General features: G+C 47.8%; 13 protein-coding genes and 1 pseudogene. 6 read left to right on the forward strand and 8 right to left on the reverse strand.

Going from position 1 to position 18,412, the window contains the following annotated elements; genetic code table 11:
• Positions 1-34: 34 nt before the first annotated feature.
• The 7 genes and pseudogenes from guaB to QVO66_RS04540 all read right to left on the reverse strand — a co-directional run bounded on the left by guaB (position 35) and on the right by QVO66_RS04540 (position 11,797).
• Positions 35-1,513: an IMP dehydrogenase gene (gene guaB, locus QVO66_RS04510; protein ID WP_021854221.1), complete on the reverse strand. Its 1,479-nt coding sequence runs from the start codon at positions 1,511-1,513 to the stop codon at positions 35-37.
• Positions 1,514-2,100: 587 nt separating this feature from the next.
• Positions 2,101-4,278 (reverse strand): DNA helicase RecQ, encoded by a 2,178-nt coding sequence (gene recQ, locus QVO66_RS04515; protein ID WP_021854222.1) that lies wholly within the window; start codon positions 4,276-4,278, stop codon positions 2,101-2,103.
• Positions 4,279-4,338: 60 nt separating this feature from the next.
• Positions 4,339-5,602: pseudogene (clpX, locus tag QVO66_RS04520) on the reverse strand (ATP-dependent Clp protease ATP-binding subunit ClpX).
• A 67-nt stretch (positions 5,603-5,669) separates the two neighbouring features.
• Positions 5,670-6,377: an ATP-dependent Clp endopeptidase proteolytic subunit ClpP gene (gene clpP, locus QVO66_RS04525; RefSeq protein ID WP_021854225.1), complete on the reverse strand. Its 708-nt coding sequence runs from the start codon at positions 6,375-6,377 to the stop codon at positions 5,670-5,672.
• Between the two features lie 131 nt (positions 6,378-6,508).
• Positions 6,509-7,867, reverse strand: coding sequence for a trigger factor (tig, locus tag QVO66_RS04530; RefSeq protein WP_021854226.1), 1,359 nt, complete (start codon positions 7,865-7,867; stop codon positions 6,509-6,511).
• Positions 7,868-9,292: 1,425 nt separating this feature from the next.
• Positions 9,293-9,781, reverse strand: coding sequence for a bacteriocin fulvocin C-related protein (locus QVO66_RS04535; RefSeq protein ID WP_021854228.1), 489 nt, complete (start codon positions 9,779-9,781; stop codon positions 9,293-9,295).
• Positions 9,782-10,030: 249 nt separating this feature from the next.
• Positions 10,031-11,797 carry a tetratricopeptide repeat protein gene (locus QVO66_RS04540; protein WP_021854229.1) on the reverse strand — a complete coding sequence of 589 codons (1,767 nt, stop codon included), beginning with the start codon at positions 11,795-11,797 and terminating at the stop codon, positions 10,031-10,033.
• A gap of 736 nt (positions 11,798-12,533) precedes the next feature.
• On the opposite strand from QVO66_RS04540, the gene QVO66_RS04545 reads away from it, so the two are divergent.
• The 3 genes from QVO66_RS04545 to QVO66_RS04555 are packed head-to-tail and all read left to right on the forward strand — an operon-like array spanning position 12,534 to position 14,119.
• Complete coding sequence (locus QVO66_RS04545) at positions 12,534-13,094, forward strand: flavin reductase family protein (RefSeq protein ID WP_021854230.1); 561 nt, start codon at positions 12,534-12,536, stop codon at positions 13,092-13,094.
• A gap of 54 nt (positions 13,095-13,148) precedes the next feature.
• Positions 13,149-13,610 carry a nucleoside-diphosphate kinase gene (gene ndk / locus QVO66_RS04550; RefSeq protein WP_021854231.1) on the forward strand — a complete coding sequence of 154 codons (462 nt, stop codon included), beginning with the start codon at positions 13,149-13,151 and terminating at the stop codon, positions 13,608-13,610.
• A 41-nt stretch (positions 13,611-13,651) separates the two neighbouring features.
• Positions 13,652-14,119 carry a MaoC family dehydratase gene (locus QVO66_RS04555; protein ID WP_021854232.1) on the forward strand — a complete coding sequence of 156 codons (468 nt, stop codon included), beginning with the start codon at positions 13,652-13,654 and terminating at the stop codon, positions 14,117-14,119.
• Positions 14,120-14,238: 119 nt separating this feature from the next.
• Here the strand turns inward: QVO66_RS04555 and lptB are convergent, their stop codons facing one another.
• Entirely contained in the window at positions 14,239-15,069 is an 831-nt protein-coding gene (gene lptB / locus QVO66_RS04560; RefSeq protein WP_021854233.1) for an LPS export ABC transporter ATP-binding protein, read from the reverse strand.
• Positions 15,070-15,234: 165 nt separating this feature from the next.
• Between lptB and QVO66_RS04565 the strand changes: the two genes are divergently transcribed.
• The 3 genes from QVO66_RS04565 to QVO66_RS04575 all read left to right on the forward strand — a co-directional run bounded on the left by QVO66_RS04565 (position 15,235) and on the right by QVO66_RS04575 (position 18,142).
• On the forward strand, positions 15,235-15,981 hold the full coding sequence (locus QVO66_RS04565; RefSeq protein WP_021854234.1) for an MlaE family ABC transporter permease: 747 nt from the start codon (positions 15,235-15,237) through the stop codon (positions 15,979-15,981).
• A gap of 3 nt (positions 15,982-15,984) precedes the next feature.
• On the forward strand, positions 15,985-16,752 hold the full coding sequence (locus tag QVO66_RS04570; RefSeq protein WP_021854235.1) for an ABC transporter ATP-binding protein: 768 nt from the start codon (positions 15,985-15,987) through the stop codon (positions 16,750-16,752).
• Between the two features lie 310 nt (positions 16,753-17,062).
• Positions 17,063-18,142, forward strand: a complete 1,080-nt coding sequence (locus QVO66_RS04575; RefSeq protein ID WP_288172599.1) for a choloylglycine hydrolase family protein — start codon at positions 17,063-17,065, stop codon at positions 18,140-18,142.
• The last annotated feature ends 270 nt before the right edge of the window (positions 18,143-18,412 follow it).

The following is an 18,412-nucleotide window of genomic DNA, read 5'->3' on the forward strand; positions in this document are numbered from 1 at the left end:
TCTCGGCTCACATGCGAGCCTCTATACATGCCGGTTATTCAGGGCGTGAGTAGTTGGGAGCCTCACTTGTGATAGAGATGTCGTGAGGATGGCTCTCGAGCACGCCTGCATTTGTTATGCGCACGAATTTGGCATTATGAAGTGCCTGTATGTCGTTGGCTCCACAGTAGCCCATACCTGAGCGCAGACCGCCCACGAGCTGATAGATAACCTCCTGCAGAGTGCCTTTATAAGGAACGCGGCCGGCAATGCCTTCGGGCACAAGTTTCTTAACATCCTTAGTCTCCGACTGGAAGTAGCGGTCCTTAGATCCGTTCTCCATGGCCTCGAGACTGCCCATTCCGCGATAGCTCTTGAACTTACGTCCGTTGAAGATTATTGTGTCGCCGGGGCTCTCTTCTGTTCCGGCTACCAGCGAACCGATCATGACGCAATATCCGCCGGCTGCAAGAGCCTTGACAACATCGCCTGAATAGCGCAGACCACCGTCGGCAATGAGAGGAACGCCTGTACCCTCGAGGGCGCAAGCCACGTCATAAACAGCGCTGAGCTGAGGAACGCCCACACCGGCAACGACACGTGTAGTACAGATACTGCCCGGACCGATACCTACCTTTACGGCGTCGGCACCGTTATCAACGAGCATCTTGGCAGCAGCGCCTGTAGCCACGTTACCCACAACGATGTCTACACCGGGGAATGAATGCTTAGCCTCAACAAGCTTCTCGATTACATATTTAGAATGTCCGTGAGCTGTGTCTATCACGATAGCATCGGCATTGGCGTCAACAAGAGCCTGCATACGGTCGAGCGTATCAGCTGTAACGCCTACTCCGGCAGCAACGCGCAGACGTCCCTTGGCGTCCTTGCATGCCATAGGCTTGTCCTTAGCCTTGGTGATGTCCTTATATGTGATAAGTCCTACCAGTTTGTTGTCGTTGTCAACAACGGGCAGCTTCTCTATCTTGTTTTCCTGCAGAATGGCAGCCGCAGCTGTAAGGTCTGTCTGGATGTTAGTCGTTACAAGATTCTCACTTGTCATTACCTCGTCGATCTTACGGTCGAGAGTGCGCTCGAATCTCAGGTCGCGGTTAGTAACGATACCTACCAGATGGTTTTCGTCATCAACGACAGGAATACCACCGATATGATATTCTGCCATCATGGCCAGAGCCTCTCTTACGGTAGAACCGCGGCGGATTGTAACAGGGTCGTAAATCATACCGTTCTCCGCACGCTTAACAATGGCAACCTGGCGTGCCTGCTCCTCTATCGACATGTTTTTGTGTATAACGCCGATACCGCCTTCGCGGGCTATGGCTATAGCCATGGCCGACTCTGTCACGGTGTCCATTGCGGCCGTAACAAAAGGAACGTTCAGGCTGATGTTGCGCGAGAACTTGGTTTTCAACTCTACCGTCTTTGGCAGTACTTCCGAATAAGCTGGGATTAAGAGGACGTCGTCAAAAGTCAGACCGTCCATCACAATTTTATCTGCAACAAATGATGACATATATTTATTTAGAAATTTATTGCGTGCAAATTTAGCAAAAAAAATCCATATCAGACGCCACAAACGTCATTTTCTTTTCTAATTAATGCTATTTAACGCAGCCCGCGGCAACGGCCGGCGACATGCCGAAAACATTAAAAAGCAGCCTTTTGAGCATACTGTTTGGCGGTTTTTATGTTTTAGTCGACAAAATCGGCCAACAGACCGCATATAGTTTAAACATACAAGCACATTACCTCCTTCATCCGTCTTTGTTTTTTCTGCTACAATCTTGCCGTCATCCTTCTATTGACACTGCACGCTGTTCAGCGAAAAAACTTACGACACTGCGCTCAATACGCCACGAAAATACAGCCATACACCAACAACCGGCCTGGACAAAAACAGCGACCGACGGCTAGCCACGGAACGTCCTGATATACAGCACATTGCAATACATGGTCTTTTGTCTGCCAATATGCCGCATATTACACGATAAAAGGTGGCCTTTCGCAATGCAAAAAGCCACCTTTTATCAACTATGTTATTATCTGTACCTAAGCCGCAGAATGTCAGCCGCCATTGTTCCGGCTTGTCCCGGCCTAGGATTAGTTGCCCATGTCTGATATAAACTTTATTCTAACCAGACGAATCTCGTCTTCACTATAATCATCGCCAAGCTCTTCCATGGCAGTCTCAAGGTCGTCGGTCTCGCTTTCCTTGAAGTAGTCGTAGATGTCGTCCACATGGTCATCGTCCATCACTTCCTCGAGGAAGTAGTCAATGTTTATTTTTGTTCCGCTGTAGACGATGGCCTCAACCTCATCGAGCAAGTCTTCAAAGTCGATGCCCTGTGCATCGGCAATGTCGTCGAGGGCTATCTGCCGGTCGATGCTCTGTATGATTTTCACCTTCAGCACCGACTTCTTTGCCACTGTACGCACACGCAGGTCTTCGGGGCGCTCTATGTCGTTCTCCTCACAGTGTTTCTTTATCAGTTCGACAAACTCCTTGCCGTAGCGGCGTGCCTTGCCTGCTCCCACTCCCTGAATGTTCTGAAGTTCTTCGAGAGTTATAGGATAAACGGTGGCCATCTGCTCCAACGACACATCCTGGAAGATGACATAAGGCGGCAGCTGATGCTTGCTGCTGACCTTCTTGCGCAAGTCTTTCAGCATGGAATACAGCATCGGATCGAGTGCTGCACCTGCTCCGTCGCTTACTTCCTCTTCGTCCTCTTCGTTGAAGTCGTTGTCCTTCACGATCATGAACGACTCAGGATTCTTAATGAATCTCTTGCCGGCAGCAGTAAGTTTAAGTATGCCGTAGTTCTCCACATCCTTCTTGATGTATCCTGCAATGAGTGCCTGACGTATCACCGGATTCCAGAGTTTTTCGTCCATATCCTCACCCGAGCCGAACTCGTCAAGCTTGTCATGCTTGTGAGCCACTATGTCGTTGTTGTCCTTTCCTTCAACAAAGTCTATGACATAGTCAGTCCTGAAGTCTTCCTTTATTGCCGCGATAGCCTGCAACACAACGAGCAGCGCATCCTTGGCCTCAATCTTCGTCTTCGGATGCAGGCAGTTGTCACAGTTGCCGCAGTTGTCCTTGTCGTACACCTCGCCGAAATAATGCAGAAGCATCTTTCTGCGGCACACGGAAGACTCGGCGTATGCGGCTGTCTCCTGCAGCAGCTGGCGACCGATGTCCTGTTCAGCAACAGGCTTTCCCTCCATAAACTTCTCAAGTTTTCTGAGGTCTTTATATGAGTAGAATGCGATACACTTGCCTTCCCCACCGTCTCTACCGGCACGGCCGGTCTCCTGATAGTAGCCTTCAAGACTTTTGGGTATGTCGTAATGAATCACAAAGCGCACGTCGGGCTTGTCTATTCCCATACCGAAAGCAATAGTGGCAACGATTACATCGAGGCGTTCCATCAGGAAGTCGTCCTGTGTTGCCGAGCGTGTAGACGAGTCGAGACCGGCATGATATGCCGCAGCCTTGATATCGTTGGCACGCAGCACCGCGGCCAGTTCTTCGACCTTCTTGCGCGACAGACAATAAATGATGCCGCTCTTGCCGGGGTTCTGCCTTATGAACTTAACTATCTGCTTGTCTATATCCTTCGTCTTATGCCTTACCTCATAATAAAGGTTCGGACGGTTGAACGAACTCTTGAACTCTGTTGCGTCGAGTATTCCGAGGCTCTTCTTTATATCCGTTCTCACCTTGTCGGTGGCCGTAGCCGTAAGCGCTATCACCGGGGCATTGCCGATCTCGTTGATAATCGGGCGTATACGGCGGTATTCAGGACGGAAGTCGTGTCCCCATTCAGATATACAGTGTGCCTCGTCTATGGCATAGAAAGAAATCTTAACAGTCTTGAGGAAGTCGACATTATCCTCCTTTGTGAGCGACTCAGGCGCAACATACAGCAGCTTGGTCTTGCCGGCCATGATGTCGCTCTTAACATGGTCGATGGCCGACTTGTTAAGAGAGGAGTTAAGATAATGAGCCACCCCGTCGCTCTCGCTCATGCCGTTGATCACGTCAACCTGATTCTTCATCAGTGCAATGAGCGGCGATATCACTATTGCCGTGCCGTCCATGATGAGCGACGGCAACTGATAACACAACGACTTTCCGCCTCCGGTAGGCATAAGCACAAACGTGTTCTTGCCATCGAGCAGATTGCGTATAATGGCTTCCTGGTCACCTTTAAACTTATCAAAGCCGAAATATTGCTTCAGTTTTTCTGTAAGATTAACTTCCTTGTTCATATAGTTAGTAAGCAGAGTTTCCCGGTTTTATGTTACTTTATATTTAAGAGCCTTGCCGGCTTAAGCACTCTCCAGCTTTTCGAAGTGAGCCTTCTCGAGCTGCTGGCGTGCATAGTCGAGAGTTACTTCAAATGTCTTGACGCGCTTTGACGGAACTTCAAACATTGCATCCATCATAACGCTCTCCACGATAGAGCGCAGTCCGCGTGCTCCGAGCTTGTATTCCATGGCCTTGTCGACAATGAAGTCGAGCGAGTCCTCTGTGAACGACAGCTCAATGCCGTCCATCTCGAACAGTTTGATATACTGCTTTATTATGGAGTTCTTTGGTTCTACGAGTATCGACCTTAGAGCCTGACGGTCTAACGGATTAAGATATGTCAACACCGGCAGACGGCCGATAATCTCAGGTATCAGTCCGAACGACTTGAGGTCTTGCGGCAGGATGTATTTCATGAGATCGTTCTTGTCGATGTTGCGCACGTTCTGCACCGAGTTATAGCCCACCACATGAGTGTTGAGCCTCTGTGCTATCTTGCGCTCGATGCCGTCGAAGGCTCCGCCGCAGATAAACAGGATGTTCTTGGTGTCTACATGAATATACTCCTGGTCGGGGTGCTTGCGCCCGCCCTGTGGCGGGACATTCACCATCGAGCCTTCAAGCAGCTTGAGCAGTCCCTGCTGAACCTTCAAGCGGCTTGAGCAGTCCCTGCTGACCGCCCTCGCCGCTCACGTCGCGTGTTATGGAAGGATTGTCGCTCTTGCGCGCAATCTTGTCTATCTCGTCGATGAACACGATGCCGCGCTGCGCAGCCTCAACATCATAGTCGGCCACCTGAAGCAGTCGGCTCAGTATGCTCTCAACATCCTCGCCCACATATCCGGCCTCGGTGAACACCGTGGCATCTACAATGGTGAAGGGGACATCGAGCAGCTTGGCTATGGTGCGCGCCATGAGGGTCTTGCCCGTACCGGTGCTTCCCACCATAATTATATTGCTTTTCTCTATCTCTACGCCGTTGTCATCTTCCGGTTGCTGAAGTCTCTTGTAGTGGTTATACACCGACACGGCCAGACAGCGCTTTGCGTCGTCCTGACCGATGACATACTGGTCGAGATATTTCTTTATCTCGCGCGGCTTCGGCACCTTCTTAAGTTTAAACTTAGTATTTTGCTTTTGCTTGTCTTCGTCGAGCAGTCCTGTCGACTTAACTATCTCGTAAGCCTGCACGGCACAGCTCTCGCATATATATCCGTCAACGCCCGTTATGAGCAGCTTGACGTCTTTTTCGCTACGTCCGCAAAAGCTACAAACTTTATTCATCCGATTGTCGTATATTTATATTTGTATTGATTAAGCTCCGTGTGCTTGGAGCTTCACTCTTCATGCATTATTTTTCCTGTCCCTCGTTCTGTACAGGAGCTGCGGCCTTTCCGCCTTTTCTGATAAGCACATTGTCTATCATGCCATACTCCTTAGCCTCTTCGGCCGTCATCCAGTAGTTGCGGTCTGAGTCTTTCCACACCTTGTCGTAAGGAGTGTGAGAGTGGTCAGATATTATGGTGTAGAGCTCTTTCTTGAATTTCATTATCTCCTTGGCCTCAATCTCGATGTCTGAAGCCTGTCCCTGCACTCCGCCGAGCGGCTGGTGTATCATCACGCGGCTATGAGTAAGAGCCGAGCGCTTGCCTTCTGTTCCGGCAACGAGCAGCACGGCAGCCATAGACGCAGCCATGCCCGTGCATATAGTGGCCACGTCGCTCGATATGAACTGCATGGTGTCATATATGCCAAGTCCGGCCGTAACGCTTCCGCCGGGGCTGTTTATATATATAGATATGTCTTTGCCGGGATCGGTCGAGTCGAGATACAGCAGCTGAGCCTGCAGCGTGTTGGCTGTATAGTCGTCAATCTGTGTGCCCAGAAATATGATGCGGTCCATCATAAGACGTGAGAACACATCCATCTGGGTTACGTTGAGCTGGCGCTCCTCCAGGATGTAGGGGTTCAGATACTGAGCCTGAGCTTTCATTACGTCATCGAAGACCATACCGCTCATGCCAAGATGTCCGGTAGCGTATTTTCTAAAATCGTTCATAATTATTATAGTTCATTTTTCGTAGAAAGAAAGGAGGTTACCGACCCTTTCTATCTGTTCTTAGGAACAAAGATAATAAAAAAAGTCGATAACCTCCTAACATGCGGAAGTTTTTTATAAAAAAATATTTTTTATTCTGCCTGCATCATTTTGTTGAATTCCTCGAGTGTTGCAGTCTTGTTCTCGAGCTTAACAACGTTCTTGAGGATTTCTGTCAGCTTGCGGTCAATGCTGCGGTCAACGAAAGAGTCGATATACTCTCTCTTTTTCAGCATATCCTTGGCATAGTTCTCGATATATTCCTCAGGAATGTTGTTCATGCCATACTGAGCAAACTGTGCCTTGGCAGCCTCTTTGGCTGTCTCCTCGATGTCAGCGTCCTCAATCTTAATGCCGTTTGCCTTAACGAGCTGCTCCTTGATGAGGTGCCATGTAAGCTCCTTGATGCTCTGCTCGTAGTTCTTCTCAACAAACTCCTCGCCCTTGTCCTTGTTGTTGTTCAGCATGATGCGCTTCAGCAGGGCATCGGGATATGTAAGAGCGCCTACCTTGTCAACAAGATACTTGCGTACATCCTGGATGAACTTGAAGTCAGAGTCAACGGCAAACTGAGCCTTGAGTCCCTCTGCAATCTTCTCGCGGAAGTCTTTCTCGTCCTTGATTACGTCCTTGCCGTAAACCTGGTCGAAGAGTTCCTGATTTACCTCAGCCTTAACATAGCGAGATATCTCAGTGATCTGATAGCTGAAGTCGGCAGTCAGGTCGGCAACTTCTTCCTTCTTCATCTTGAGCAGTGAAGAAACCTCGATGTCGCTTTCAGGATAAGCCTTCTTCGGGTTGAATGTGATGATGTCGCCCAGCTTGGCTCCGTCGAAGAGTTTCTTCTGGTCTTCCACCTTAATATATTCAGGCATGAGCACTGCACCCTCAACTGTGATGCCGCCCTCCTTAGTGTTGCCGTTCTCGTCGAGCTCGCGGATGTCGCCCTTCAGCATGTCGTTTGCCTGATAGTCCTCTACCTTGTCGTAGTGGCCAGCACGAGATGCGAACACGTCTATCTGCTGGTCGATGATCTTGTCGTCAACAGTTATTGTGTAATAGTCTATTGTGTCGTCGCCTGTCAGTTCAGCCTTGAACTCAGGAGCAACAGCTATATCGAACATAAATGTGTAGGGAGCTTCCTTCTCCATGTCTACCGGCTCCTGCTTGTCTGAAGGCAGCGGCTCGCCCAGCATCTGGATGTTGTTGTCTTTTACATATTTGTAAATCTGCTCGCCCAGCAGCTTATTGATTTCGTCAACCTTGGCAGTTGTTCCAAACTGTCTCTTTATCATGCCCATGGGCACCATGCCGGGACGGAATCCGGGCACGTTAGCCTTCTTGCGGTAGTTCTTCAGTGTCTTCTCGACATTCTCTTTGTAGTCAGCCTCTTCGACTGTCAAAGTCAGCAGTCCGTTGACTTTGTCGGGATTTTCAAATGAAATTTTCATCGTTTAATGTTTATATTGTTTTTAAATTATTAATCAAATTGAGGTGCAAAATTAGTCAATATTGACGTAATTACCTAATATAATAGGAAAAAACCTGCAAAATTTATCATTTTAAACATCTCGGCTGAATATTTCAGCATATTTTTTTGACAATTTTATACCAACGGTATCATGCTCTTACAGTAGTGCACAGCACCGCTCAAAGATATGTCTGCCATGCAGCCTATCCATGCAAATATAATGTTTTTAGAGCATAAAGGTGCGTTTTCATATAAAAATCAGCCCTAAAAAACTGCGTTTTCCTATAAAACAAGGCCCCAAAAAGGTGCGTTTTCCTATAATTTCAACAGCAAAAAAGGTGCGTTTTCCGAAAAACCTTTGCCTGAACAAGGCATACACAAAAAGGTTTGATAAAAACTCGTCACTCGTCACAACGGGGTATAAAACACTGGGACACAACTCGTTACAGTGTGACGAGTTGTATTTTCAACTCATCACGCCAAAGTCTCCAAGCCAAGGATGTGACGAGTTTACCCAGCAACTCATCACATCATAACAGACTGACTGACAAGATGTTACACTACATTGTGACGAGTGACGAGTTTTTATCAAAACTTTTTATGCTTTCTGCCGTTGACTTTTTCTGATTTTGGTTGACTCCATGCGGCTCTGGTCCTGAAACAAGTTGACTTTAACACTAATCTGTCATCAGGCCGCACATAACATTGTCTATTTTGTGCATTCAGCTTTCAGCCCGTCTTTTTGTCGGATTATTCTTGACATAGCCCGCTATGGCTCTCCAAAAGGCATCCTTTTACAGTATAAAAGAGCACATTTTATACTGCAAAAGCATACCTTTTAGAAGGTCATTTGCCGTGTTTTGCAAGACATACGACGGGCGCATAATTCAGATGATTAGCCGGCAAAAAGTTTAAACAGATTTTTATCACGCCTAATCGGCACACTCATAAACGTTTATGAAATAAGACACCCATGCCGGTACGGCAAATATTATAAAAACAAGCCAGACAACCACAGAAATGACATACACAGCTTTTATTCTGCACACAATACATATGTACGTCAGCACCGCAGCAAGCAGCCAGCCCAACGACTGCATCAGCGAAATGAGTGAGTCGTAGAAAGTAACGGCATAAAACGGTATCATAAAAGCAAGAATACCTGCCAACATCGCCATAAAATGCCTGTTTGTGTTTTCTCTCTTTCGCTGTATGGCAGACAAACGCCAACATACAACAGCCGACAAAAACAGCCCTCCTGCAAATGAGGATATGAAGAGAGACTCGAAACAATTAAATATACATGCCGCCATTGTTGACAGCAGCATCACGAAGAACGAACATAAATAATCCTTGCAATTCATAGGCAAACATCAATATAAGGCATTGCCGGAGGCATGACTAATTAATCGTTTTCATATTTTATCACCATTTCTTCGCCTGACGCGGCTATCGAATACCCCATCTGCCGGCTCCACCTGAACAGCCGTTCTGCCCTCTGCATCCACCCTGCCATAAACGCATTTACTTCGGTTTCCTGTTCAGGAGTAATCTGTTTACCTGTAAACAAACCTTGATGGCTGTCTATAAAGTCATAAAGCTTCATCACATGGCTCTTTTCCTTTTCCGACAACTTATCGTCAGCTGCGATGTCCGTCAGCTTATCTTTCCAGAACTGCACGCGCTGTTCGGGAGTAAACCTTGTGTATGCAGCACGCCTAATCCCGTCTGTCGGAAGTTTGAGCCATTCGCTGCGCGTCATCTTCTCTATTCTGTCTTTGTTGGCTTCAGCCCAAGCCTCCGACACGGAGTCGCCGCAGCATACGCTGTCCGTCTGCGCATAAACCATATACGGTGCCAGCAACAGGAAAAACATTAATACACACTTCTGCATGATAAATCAGATTTAAGTTAAACATTAATCACCAAGCGACGGACTTACATTCTGAATGTCTGCCTCACACAGCTTGTTTTTATCTGCAATAACAACAGAGGTCATCACCTGCTGATTATTTCATCGCTTTAAAGTTTGTCAAATATACAAACATTGAAAAACTTTAGGTGAACAATCAGCTTAACAAAACTTCACCATATTGTTCCGTCCATGCAATAAAACTTTGGAAATCAACATATTATAAAACATCTAAAAATCACGGATAAAGGTATCAAAGTCTCTCGATGAACCTTTCTTGCCGAGCATTTTACCATACAGGCGAACCTTAGCCATGCCGATGGAACTGTACGAATAAGACGATATGTTGCATATCTCTTTCGAGGTCAGACCGGCCTTTACCATGCAGCATATCCACATCTCATTGCTACGTATGTCGGGATAAAACTCCTTTAGGCGCAAGGTGAAATCACCGTATGCCTTGTTCAGAGCCTCAACAAGCATGTGATAATCGGCAGATGTAGGTTTTGCAATCGGATCGTGATAAAGTTTATACACATCCGTATCGGCCAGATCTGCCACAAGCAGCTCGCCGTGCTTCTGCTCAAAGGCTGTCAAGGCGTCTTTATATTTCAGCATCTCGGCCTCATTGCGGATAAGTTCCTGCCGCAGTTCCGACAGCGTCTGGTTTGATGCCGTCAGTTCATTTTCAAGTAAGGCTATGCGCTCCTTGTTCTGCTGCGCGCGCTGTTTTTCCTTCATACTGCGCTCGAGGCGATAACGTCTCACTCGCTCCAGCTGCTCCCGTTGCTTTCTCTTGCGCTTGAGATACATCCCAAGCAAAGCCACCGAAGCAATAACCACCACAACAACCAGTATAGACATTACTGCCGCAAGGCGTAACTGCGAGGAGGCCAAAGCCGCATTTTTACGCTCCACATCTATACTCTTTTCCACCTGCGACAACATGTCCGATGTTTCCTTCAGCTCACTTGCTTCCACAGAGTCAGAATATACAGAATATTTCTCATAATATTCCATTGCCTCGTCACGCTTGCCCTGCTTATTTAAGATTCTTATTAAATCCTGACACGCATCTTTTTTTTCTGTATTATTACTGTAAATCATCCCTCTCTTATTATAAGCCACGGCAGAATCAAGTTGTCCCGTATGCTCAAAATAATATGCCCAAACATAATAATGAGATGATATGTCTTTGTCTGTCATTGCAAGAAAGGGCGTATTCAATGCCGCATAGGCTTCATCAAGCCGACCTTCTTCAATATATATACCGGCCAGTTCCTCCATAACCATATTATAAAGGTTCGCGTCATCAATAGCCTTTGCCTTTTTTGCAGCTTGCCGATAATAAGGTATAGCCGTGTTGTTCTGCTTGAGATAGCTGTACGACCGCCCAATGTCTCTCAACGAATAAATATCTGTAACCTGTGCGCCGGCCTTCTTGGCATATCCGTATGCCAACTTATTATATCGCAACGCATCTTTATGCAAGCCCTTCACCTCATAAACATATCCTGCCCATGTGGCGGCACGGGCTTTGTAGCGGTTGATGACAGAATCGTTCTCCGCGTCAACGGCAATGGCCTTGTTGAACGATGTAAGGGCGTGACCGTAGAGATGCATGTCGCAATAAACACGGCCGAGAAGATAATCAGCACGTACGCGCTGAAGGGCACTGCCGTAAGAATCATAACACCCTGCGGCTATACGTATGGCCGAGTCTGACACATGCAGGATATAGCATTTGTCGTCGGCTTCGGTGCGCGACAGAGCATACCACAGGCGAAAGTCTTTACCCGAACGGCATATTTCGAGTGAGTCGCGCTTCAATATCGCCAACGCGCTGTCGGGATATTCCTCCATAAGGCTGTCGGCTGTGCGCAATATGCCCTCCGCCCTGCCTCCGTCACGACAAGAAAAGAATGTTGCGCAGAGCAGCAAGAAGGGGAGTATTCTTGTAGTTAAAGAAGTTATAGTAGTTAAAGGAGTTAAAGTCATATGCCCTGTAGTATTTTATCTTGAGTGAAGTCATCCGAATTGTGTCTTACCGTGAGCATTGCCCGCAAAGTCTGTTTTAAACGTTTGACATCAGTTCTTTATAGTGTTTTTGCATTTTAGGCAGTGAACAGACAAGTTCTGCGCAGTGCAAATATAATAAATTCATTTTAATTGGCTTACTACTTACATTTAAATTCTTCACTCCCGGCTTTCACAACTCCGCATTTAGATTGTTCACTTTTAACTTTCGCAAGACGGGAGTTAAAGGAGTTAAAGTAGTTATCGCCAACAAGTTGGCTAGAAGTTAAAGTCAAATGCATTGTTGCTATAAAGTAGTTCTGCAATTGGATTTTTCACTTTTCTCTTTTCGTTTTTCACTTAAACCTGGCGAAGCAGCCCGGAGGGCTACACTTTCGTAACCGGGTGTGGCGAAGCTCCGCGGAGCCACGCCCGGATATTCTATAATGAGGAACGTGCACCCGAAGTGGTGCTACTTTTGAGCCTCTCTTAATCTTTGGATCCCGCATTGAGTGCGGGATGACCTCAATAGCCTTGTTGCTTCTTATCACCACTCTATATTTTAATTTTTCATTGCGCTTTGCGCCTTCGCGCAGCGCCTGCTCTTCACTTAATCTTCAATCGGATTGTTCGCTTTTCACTTAAATAATTTGCCCGTGTCAGACAAAGTTTGTATTTTTGTAAGTTAACTTTCAGTTATCAAAGAACTTAAAGCATTATGAGAAAGTATTTTGGAGCAAAGCCGCTGACATATCCGCAGCCGGTGTTCATCATAGCAACATACGGCGAAGACGGCACACCCGACGCCATGAACGCAGCGTGGGGCGGCATAAGCGAGATAAAAGAGATAAGCATGTGTCTCAGCGCAGGACACAAGACAGTGAAGAACATACTGAAACGCAAAGCATTCACGGTGAGCATGGCCGACGCCGCACATATCGTGGCATGCGACTATGTAGGACTTGTGTCGGGAAACAATGTGCCCGACAAGTTTGAGCGTGCAGGATTTCATGCCACCAAGTCGGAGTTTGTCGATGCTCCGCTGATTGACGAACTTGCCGTGGCCGTTGAGTGCCGTCTGATAGACTATAATCCTGACACGTGCATACTGCGCGGCGAGATTGTGAACGTAAGTGTTGACGAGAGCGTCATCGGCGAAGACGGAAAGGTTGACGTAGAGAAGGCAGCCCCAGTGATATTCGACCCGTTCAACAACGAATACCGCAAGATCGGCGCCAAGGCAGGCAATGCTTTCTCTGACGGCAAGGAGCTGAAATGACACGCCGCAACGGCAACAACTGAACATAGAAAAACCTTAATATCAAAACATAACATGGAAAGAACACTAATACTGCTGAAGCCCTGCACAGTGCAGAGAAGGCTTATCGGAGAAATAATAAACCGCATTGAGCGCAAAGGTCTGCGCATTGTGGGCATGAAGATGATGCAGCTGACAGACGAACTGCTCAACGAACACTACGCCCACCTGGCCGAAAGACCATTCTTTAAATTCGTGAAAGCCTCAATGATGGCTGCCCCGGTGGTTGCTCTGTGTGTTGAGGGATGCGAGGCAGTTGAAGTGGTGCGCACCATAACGGGAGCCACCAACGGACGCAAGGCTGCGCCGGGAACAATAAGGGGCGACTACTCTATGAGCGGACAGGAGAACATAATACATGCTTCTGACAGCACGGAGAACGCCGCAATAGAGATTAAGCGATTCTTCAAGCCTGAAGAGCTGTTTGACTATGCCGACCCGCTGGCGCAGTATCTCTACAGTCCCGACGGAGTATGATTGAAATCAACTAATTTACAAATCTATAAACATCAAGAAAAGTGAGTAAAGTAATTATCAACAGTTATGAAGAGTTTGCCGCTCTGCTCGGCAAGAACATCGGAGTGTCTGACTATGTAGAGCTGACACAGGAACGCATAAACATGTTTGCCGACGCCACACTGGACCATCAGTGGATACACGTAGACCAGGAGCGCGCAAAGACAGAGAGCCCGTTCAAGACAACTATAGCCCACGGCTATCTCACACTGTCGATGCTGCCCTATCTGTGGAACCAGATCATTGAGGTAAACAACCTGAAGATGATGGTGAACTACGGCATGGACAAGATGAAGTTCGGACAGGCCGTAAAGTCAGGCGAATCAATACGCCTCGTGGCCGACCTGCACAGCATAGAGAACCTGCGCGGAACGGTAAAAGCCGAAATAAAGTTCAGTATTGAGATAAAGGATTCGCCCAAGAAAGCCCTGACCGGCATTGCGACATTCCTGTATTATTTCAATAAATAAATCTTTTTAATTCATAATTCACAATTCATAATTCATAATTGATTGGCGGATACGTCGTTTCGTTTATTGTGAAAATAATCAACCCTATTATGAATTATGAATTGTGAATTATGAATTAATTAACCGTTTTCCTCTGCCTCGCGTGCTTTTTTCTCCTCGTCGATAAGCTGGAAGTCTTTCTTTCGGAGAACGAAGCTGTTACTGAGGTATTTCTCCCTTACAATCTTATTCTCGGCAAGCTGCTCAGGCGTACCGCGGAACAATATGCGGCCCTCGAACAGCAGATATGCACGGTCGGTGATGCTAAGGGTCTCCTGCACGTTGTGGTCGGTTATAAGGATGCCGATGTTGCGGTATTTAAGCTGCCACACAATGTGCTGAATGTCCTCAACGGCAATAGGGTCTACGCCGGCAAAGGGCTCGTCGAGCATGATAAACTTAGGGTCGATGGCCAGACAGCGCGCAATCTCAGTACGGCGGCGCTCACCTCCCGAAAGTTGGTCACCCTTGTTCTTGCGCACCTTGTTCAGGCGGAACTCGCGTATGAGGCTCTCCAGCTTTTCCTCGCGCTCGGCACGCTTCAGCCCTGTCATCTCGAGCACAGCCATGATGTTGTCTTCAACGCTCAGCTTGCGGAACACGCTTGCCTCCTGCGGCAGATAGCCTATGCCCGCCCTTGCGCGCTTGTATACAGGAAAGTCGGTTATCTCCTTGTCTCCCAGATATATATGGCCCGCGTTGGGCACGATAAGACCTGTGGTCATATAGAACGACGTTGTCTTGCCGGCACCGTTAGGTCCGAGCAGTCCGACAATCTCGCCCTGCTTCACGTTGATCGAAACGTCGTTTACAACGGTGCGCTTTCCGTAGCGCTTCACCAGTCCCTCGGCACGCAGCACCATGCCTTCGCCCTGCTGCATGCCCGCATTCAAATCTTTTTCTCCGTTCATTTAAGACTGTAACAATGTTTATTTATGCAAAAGTAGTAAAATTGTATCTAATAATATCTACAGAATCGAAAAACTCTTGAACTTGTTGCAGTTTTTTATCAATTTTTGGTTACTTTTGTAGCGGTTTCACGCCAAGAGAAATTATATAACAGACTTTTTAAGACAATGCTGATAGACAAATATCTAACAAGTTTCGGTAAATACCTGATACTTATGGGCCGTGCCTTCTCGCGGCCTGAACGCATGCGCATGTTCATGAAGCAGTATCTGAAGGAGATGTCATCGCTGGGCGTAAACTCGATAGGCATTGTGCTGCTGATATCGTTTTTTATCGGCGCAGTAATCTGCATACAGATAAAGCTGAACATACAGAGCCCGTGGATGCCGCGCTTCGTTACGGGATACGTAACGCGCGAAATCATGCTGCTCGAGTTTTCATCGTCAATAATGTGTCTTATCCTTGCCGGAAAGGTGGGCTCTAACATTGCCTCGGAGATAGGCACGATGAGAGTGACTCAGCAGATAGACGCGCTTGACATCATGGGCGTCAACTCGGCCAACTTCCTCATCCTGCCGAAAATCATGGGCATGATAACCATCATGCCGTTCCTGGTTATATTCAGCACGGCATCAGGCATCATCGGCGCCTACGCCACCTCGTATCTGGGACACGTGATAAGCGCGGAAGACCTTACGATAGGCTTGCAGCACGACTTCAACCCGTGGTTTATGTATATGAGCATCATCAAGAGCCTCTTCTTCGCGTTCATCATCACGAGCGTGTCGTCTTATTACGGCTACACCGTTGAGGGAGGCTCGGTCGAGGTGGGCAAGTCGAGCACCAACGCCGTGGTTACTAGCAGCGTGCTTGTGCTGTTCTCCGACGTATTTTTAACTCAAATACTTTCATAGGCCATGATTGAAGTTAAGAACCTCTGCAAATCCTTCGGTGAAAAAGAAGTGCTGAAAGACATCAGCACCGTTTTTGACAGCGGAAAGACGAACCTGATAATCGGACAAAGCGGCTCGGGAAAGACCGTGCTCGTGAAGAACCTCGTGGGACTGCTCGAGCCTACAAGCGGCGACGTGCTCTACGACGGACGCAACTTCATGGCCATGGACAAGAAGGAGAAGATAATGCTGCGCAGGGAGATGGGCATGATTTTCCAGAGCGCGGCGCTGTTCGACTCGATGACGGTGCTCGAGAACGTGATGTTCCCGCTCGACATGTTCTCTAACATGAACCTCCGCGAACGCATACAGCGCGCCAAGACATGTCTCGACCGCGTAAATCTGAAGGACGCCGGATCAAAGTTTCCGGGCGAACTCTCGGGCGGTATGCAGAAGCGTGTGGCAATAGCCAGAGCCATAGCGCTTAATCCTAAATATCTGTTCTGCGACGAGCCAAACTCAGGACTCGACCCTAAGACGTCGCTCGTGATTGACGAACTGCTGCACAGCATCACGCACGAGTTTAACATCACCACGATTATAAACACTCACGACATGAACTCGGTGATGGGCATAGGCGAGAACATCATCTTCATATACGAAGGACACAAGGAATGGCAGGGCGTGAGCGCCGACATTATGGGCTCGAGCAACCAGAAGCTGACCGACTTCATATTTGCGAGCGACCTGCTCAAAAAGATGCGCAACGCCGTGATTAACAAGGAAATGTAAACAACAGAAATATCAACAGAGACGGCATCCGCATTGTGCGGATGCCGTTTTTTATTGTACCGTCTGACGACATAAGATAAAAACATCTGTGACAGCACACCTTAATAAGATGAACAAACTTGACCTTAATCATTAAATTTACAAATAAACGGACTTATGCATTGCGGTGTCAAAACTATTCTGTATCTTTGGATAATGGCAGACAAGAGCCCCCTACGGCGAAAACAAAGAAAGGCCGGCATAAGAAAAAGGGGCCGGGCAGCTGCCTGAAAGAAACAATAATCAACAAAAAAACAAAGAGATTATGAGAATGAAACTATTAGCCGTAATGGCCGCAGCGGCCCTGATGGCAACAAGCACACAGCAGGCAGAAGCCTGCACAGGCATAACACTGAAGACTGCCGACGGAACAAGCATCCCGGCAAGAACTATCGAATGGGGCGGAAGCGACCTTAACAGCAAGTATGTAATCGTGCCGAGAGGATATACGCAGCAGTCGTATATACCGGGCGGACAGAAGAACGGACTGCAGTTTACAGCCAAATACGGATATGTAGGTCTGGCCGTTGAGCAGGAGGAATTTGTGGCTGAAGGCCTTAACGAGAAAGGACTGTCGGCCGGTCTGTTCTACTTTCCGAGATACGGACAGTATGAGGCTTACAGCGAAGCCAACCGCCAGTCGAGCATAGCCGACCTGCAGCTGGTATCATGGATTCTGGGCAACTTCAGCACCGTAGACGAGGTAATTGAAGGAATGAAAGACGTTCATGTGGTGGCAATAGACCCGAGAGCCTCAACAGTTCACTGGCGCATAACCGAGCCGTCGGGCCGTCAGATAGTGATAGAGATAACCGAAGGCAAGGTGAACGTGTTTGAAAACAAACTGGGCGTGCTGACCAACTCGCCTGGCTTTGAATGGCAGATGACCAATCTGAACAACTACGTAAACCTCTATCCCGGCACGGCACAGGCAAAGACATTAGACGGCACAGCCCTCACGTCGTTTGGCGCCGGCAGCGGATTCTTAGGCATACCGGGCGACGTAACTCCGCCTTCACGCTTTGTGCGCGCGGCGTTCTATCAGGCAACGGCTCCGAAAAAACAGACTGCCGAAGAAACCGTGCTGCAGTGTTTCCAGATACTCAACAACTTCGACATACCCGTAGGCATTGAGTTTGCCGACGGCGAGACTCCAGCCGACATTCCAAGCGCAACGCAATGGACATCGGCCACAGACATGAAGAACTTGGCGATATACTACCGCACGATGCACAACAGCGCCATAAGGAAGTTTGACCTGAAGACAATAAAATTCGACAAGGTGAAATATCAGGCCGTACTGCTCGACGCTACAAAGAATCAGCCCATAACGACGGTTAAGGTGAAGTAAGAATATTGAGGAGCAGGAAGTTTTCCACATACATTCGATTTACATCTGCAACATGCAATAACCTGACAAGCGGGCAAAGGTAATAATGTTTTGCCTTTGTCCGCTTATTTTATTCGGCAGGAAGCATGATTCATGCTATAACAAGCATACAGACGAAGCCGGCACTCAACGACTGACTGGCGCAAAGGCTACACACAGCAGCCATGCATATAGAGATGTTCAGCCGTGCCCTCGCCCATCTGAAAATGAAACCTTGCAATACAAACAAAA

The sequence above is a fragment of the Prevotella sp. CAG:255 genome (genome assembly GCF_000431195.1).
In the GTDB taxonomy this organism is placed as follows: Bacteria; Bacteroidota; Bacteroidia; order Bacteroidales; family Bacteroidaceae; genus Prevotella; species Prevotella rara.

Bases quoted from the DNA above. Each gene is read 5' to 3' on its own strand.
- QVO66_RS04575 (WP_288172599.1), top strand. From the start codon at position 17,063: ATGAAACTATTAGCCGTAATGGCCGCAGCGGCCCTGATGGCAACAAGC.
- clpP (WP_021854225.1), bottom strand. From the start codon at position 6,377: ATGAACGATTTTAGAAAATACGCTACCGGACATCTTGGCATGAGCGGT.
- QVO66_RS04565 (WP_021854234.1), top strand. From the start codon at position 15,235: ATGCTGATAGACAAATATCTAACAAGTTTCGGTAAATACCTGATACTT.
- tig (WP_021854226.1), bottom strand. From the start codon at position 7,867: ATGAAAATTTCATTTGAAAATCCCGACAAAGTCAACGGACTGCTGACT.
- guaB (WP_021854221.1), bottom strand. From the start codon at position 1,513: ATGTCATCATTTGTTGCAGATAAAATTGTGATGGACGGTCTGACTTTT.
- lptB (WP_021854233.1), bottom strand. From the start codon at position 15,069: ATGAACGGAGAAAAAGATTTGAATGCGGGCATGCAGCAGGGCGAAGGC.
- QVO66_RS04540 (WP_021854229.1), bottom strand. From the start codon at position 11,797: ATGACTTTAACTCCTTTAACTACTATAACTTCTTTAACTACAAGAATA.
- QVO66_RS04545 (WP_021854230.1), top strand. From the start codon at position 12,534: ATGAGAAAGTATTTTGGAGCAAAGCCGCTGACATATCCGCAGCCGGTG.
- QVO66_RS04535 (WP_021854228.1), bottom strand. From the start codon at position 9,781: ATGCAGAAGTGTGTATTAATGTTTTTCCTGTTGCTGGCACCGTATATG.
- QVO66_RS04570 (WP_021854235.1), top strand. From the start codon at position 15,985: ATGATTGAAGTTAAGAACCTCTGCAAATCCTTCGGTGAAAAAGAAGTG.
- recQ (WP_021854222.1), bottom strand. From the start codon at position 4,278: ATGAACAAGGAAGTTAATCTTACAGAAAAACTGAAGCAATATTTCGGC.
- ndk (WP_021854231.1), top strand. From the start codon at position 13,149: ATGGAAAGAACACTAATACTGCTGAAGCCCTGCACAGTGCAGAGAAGG.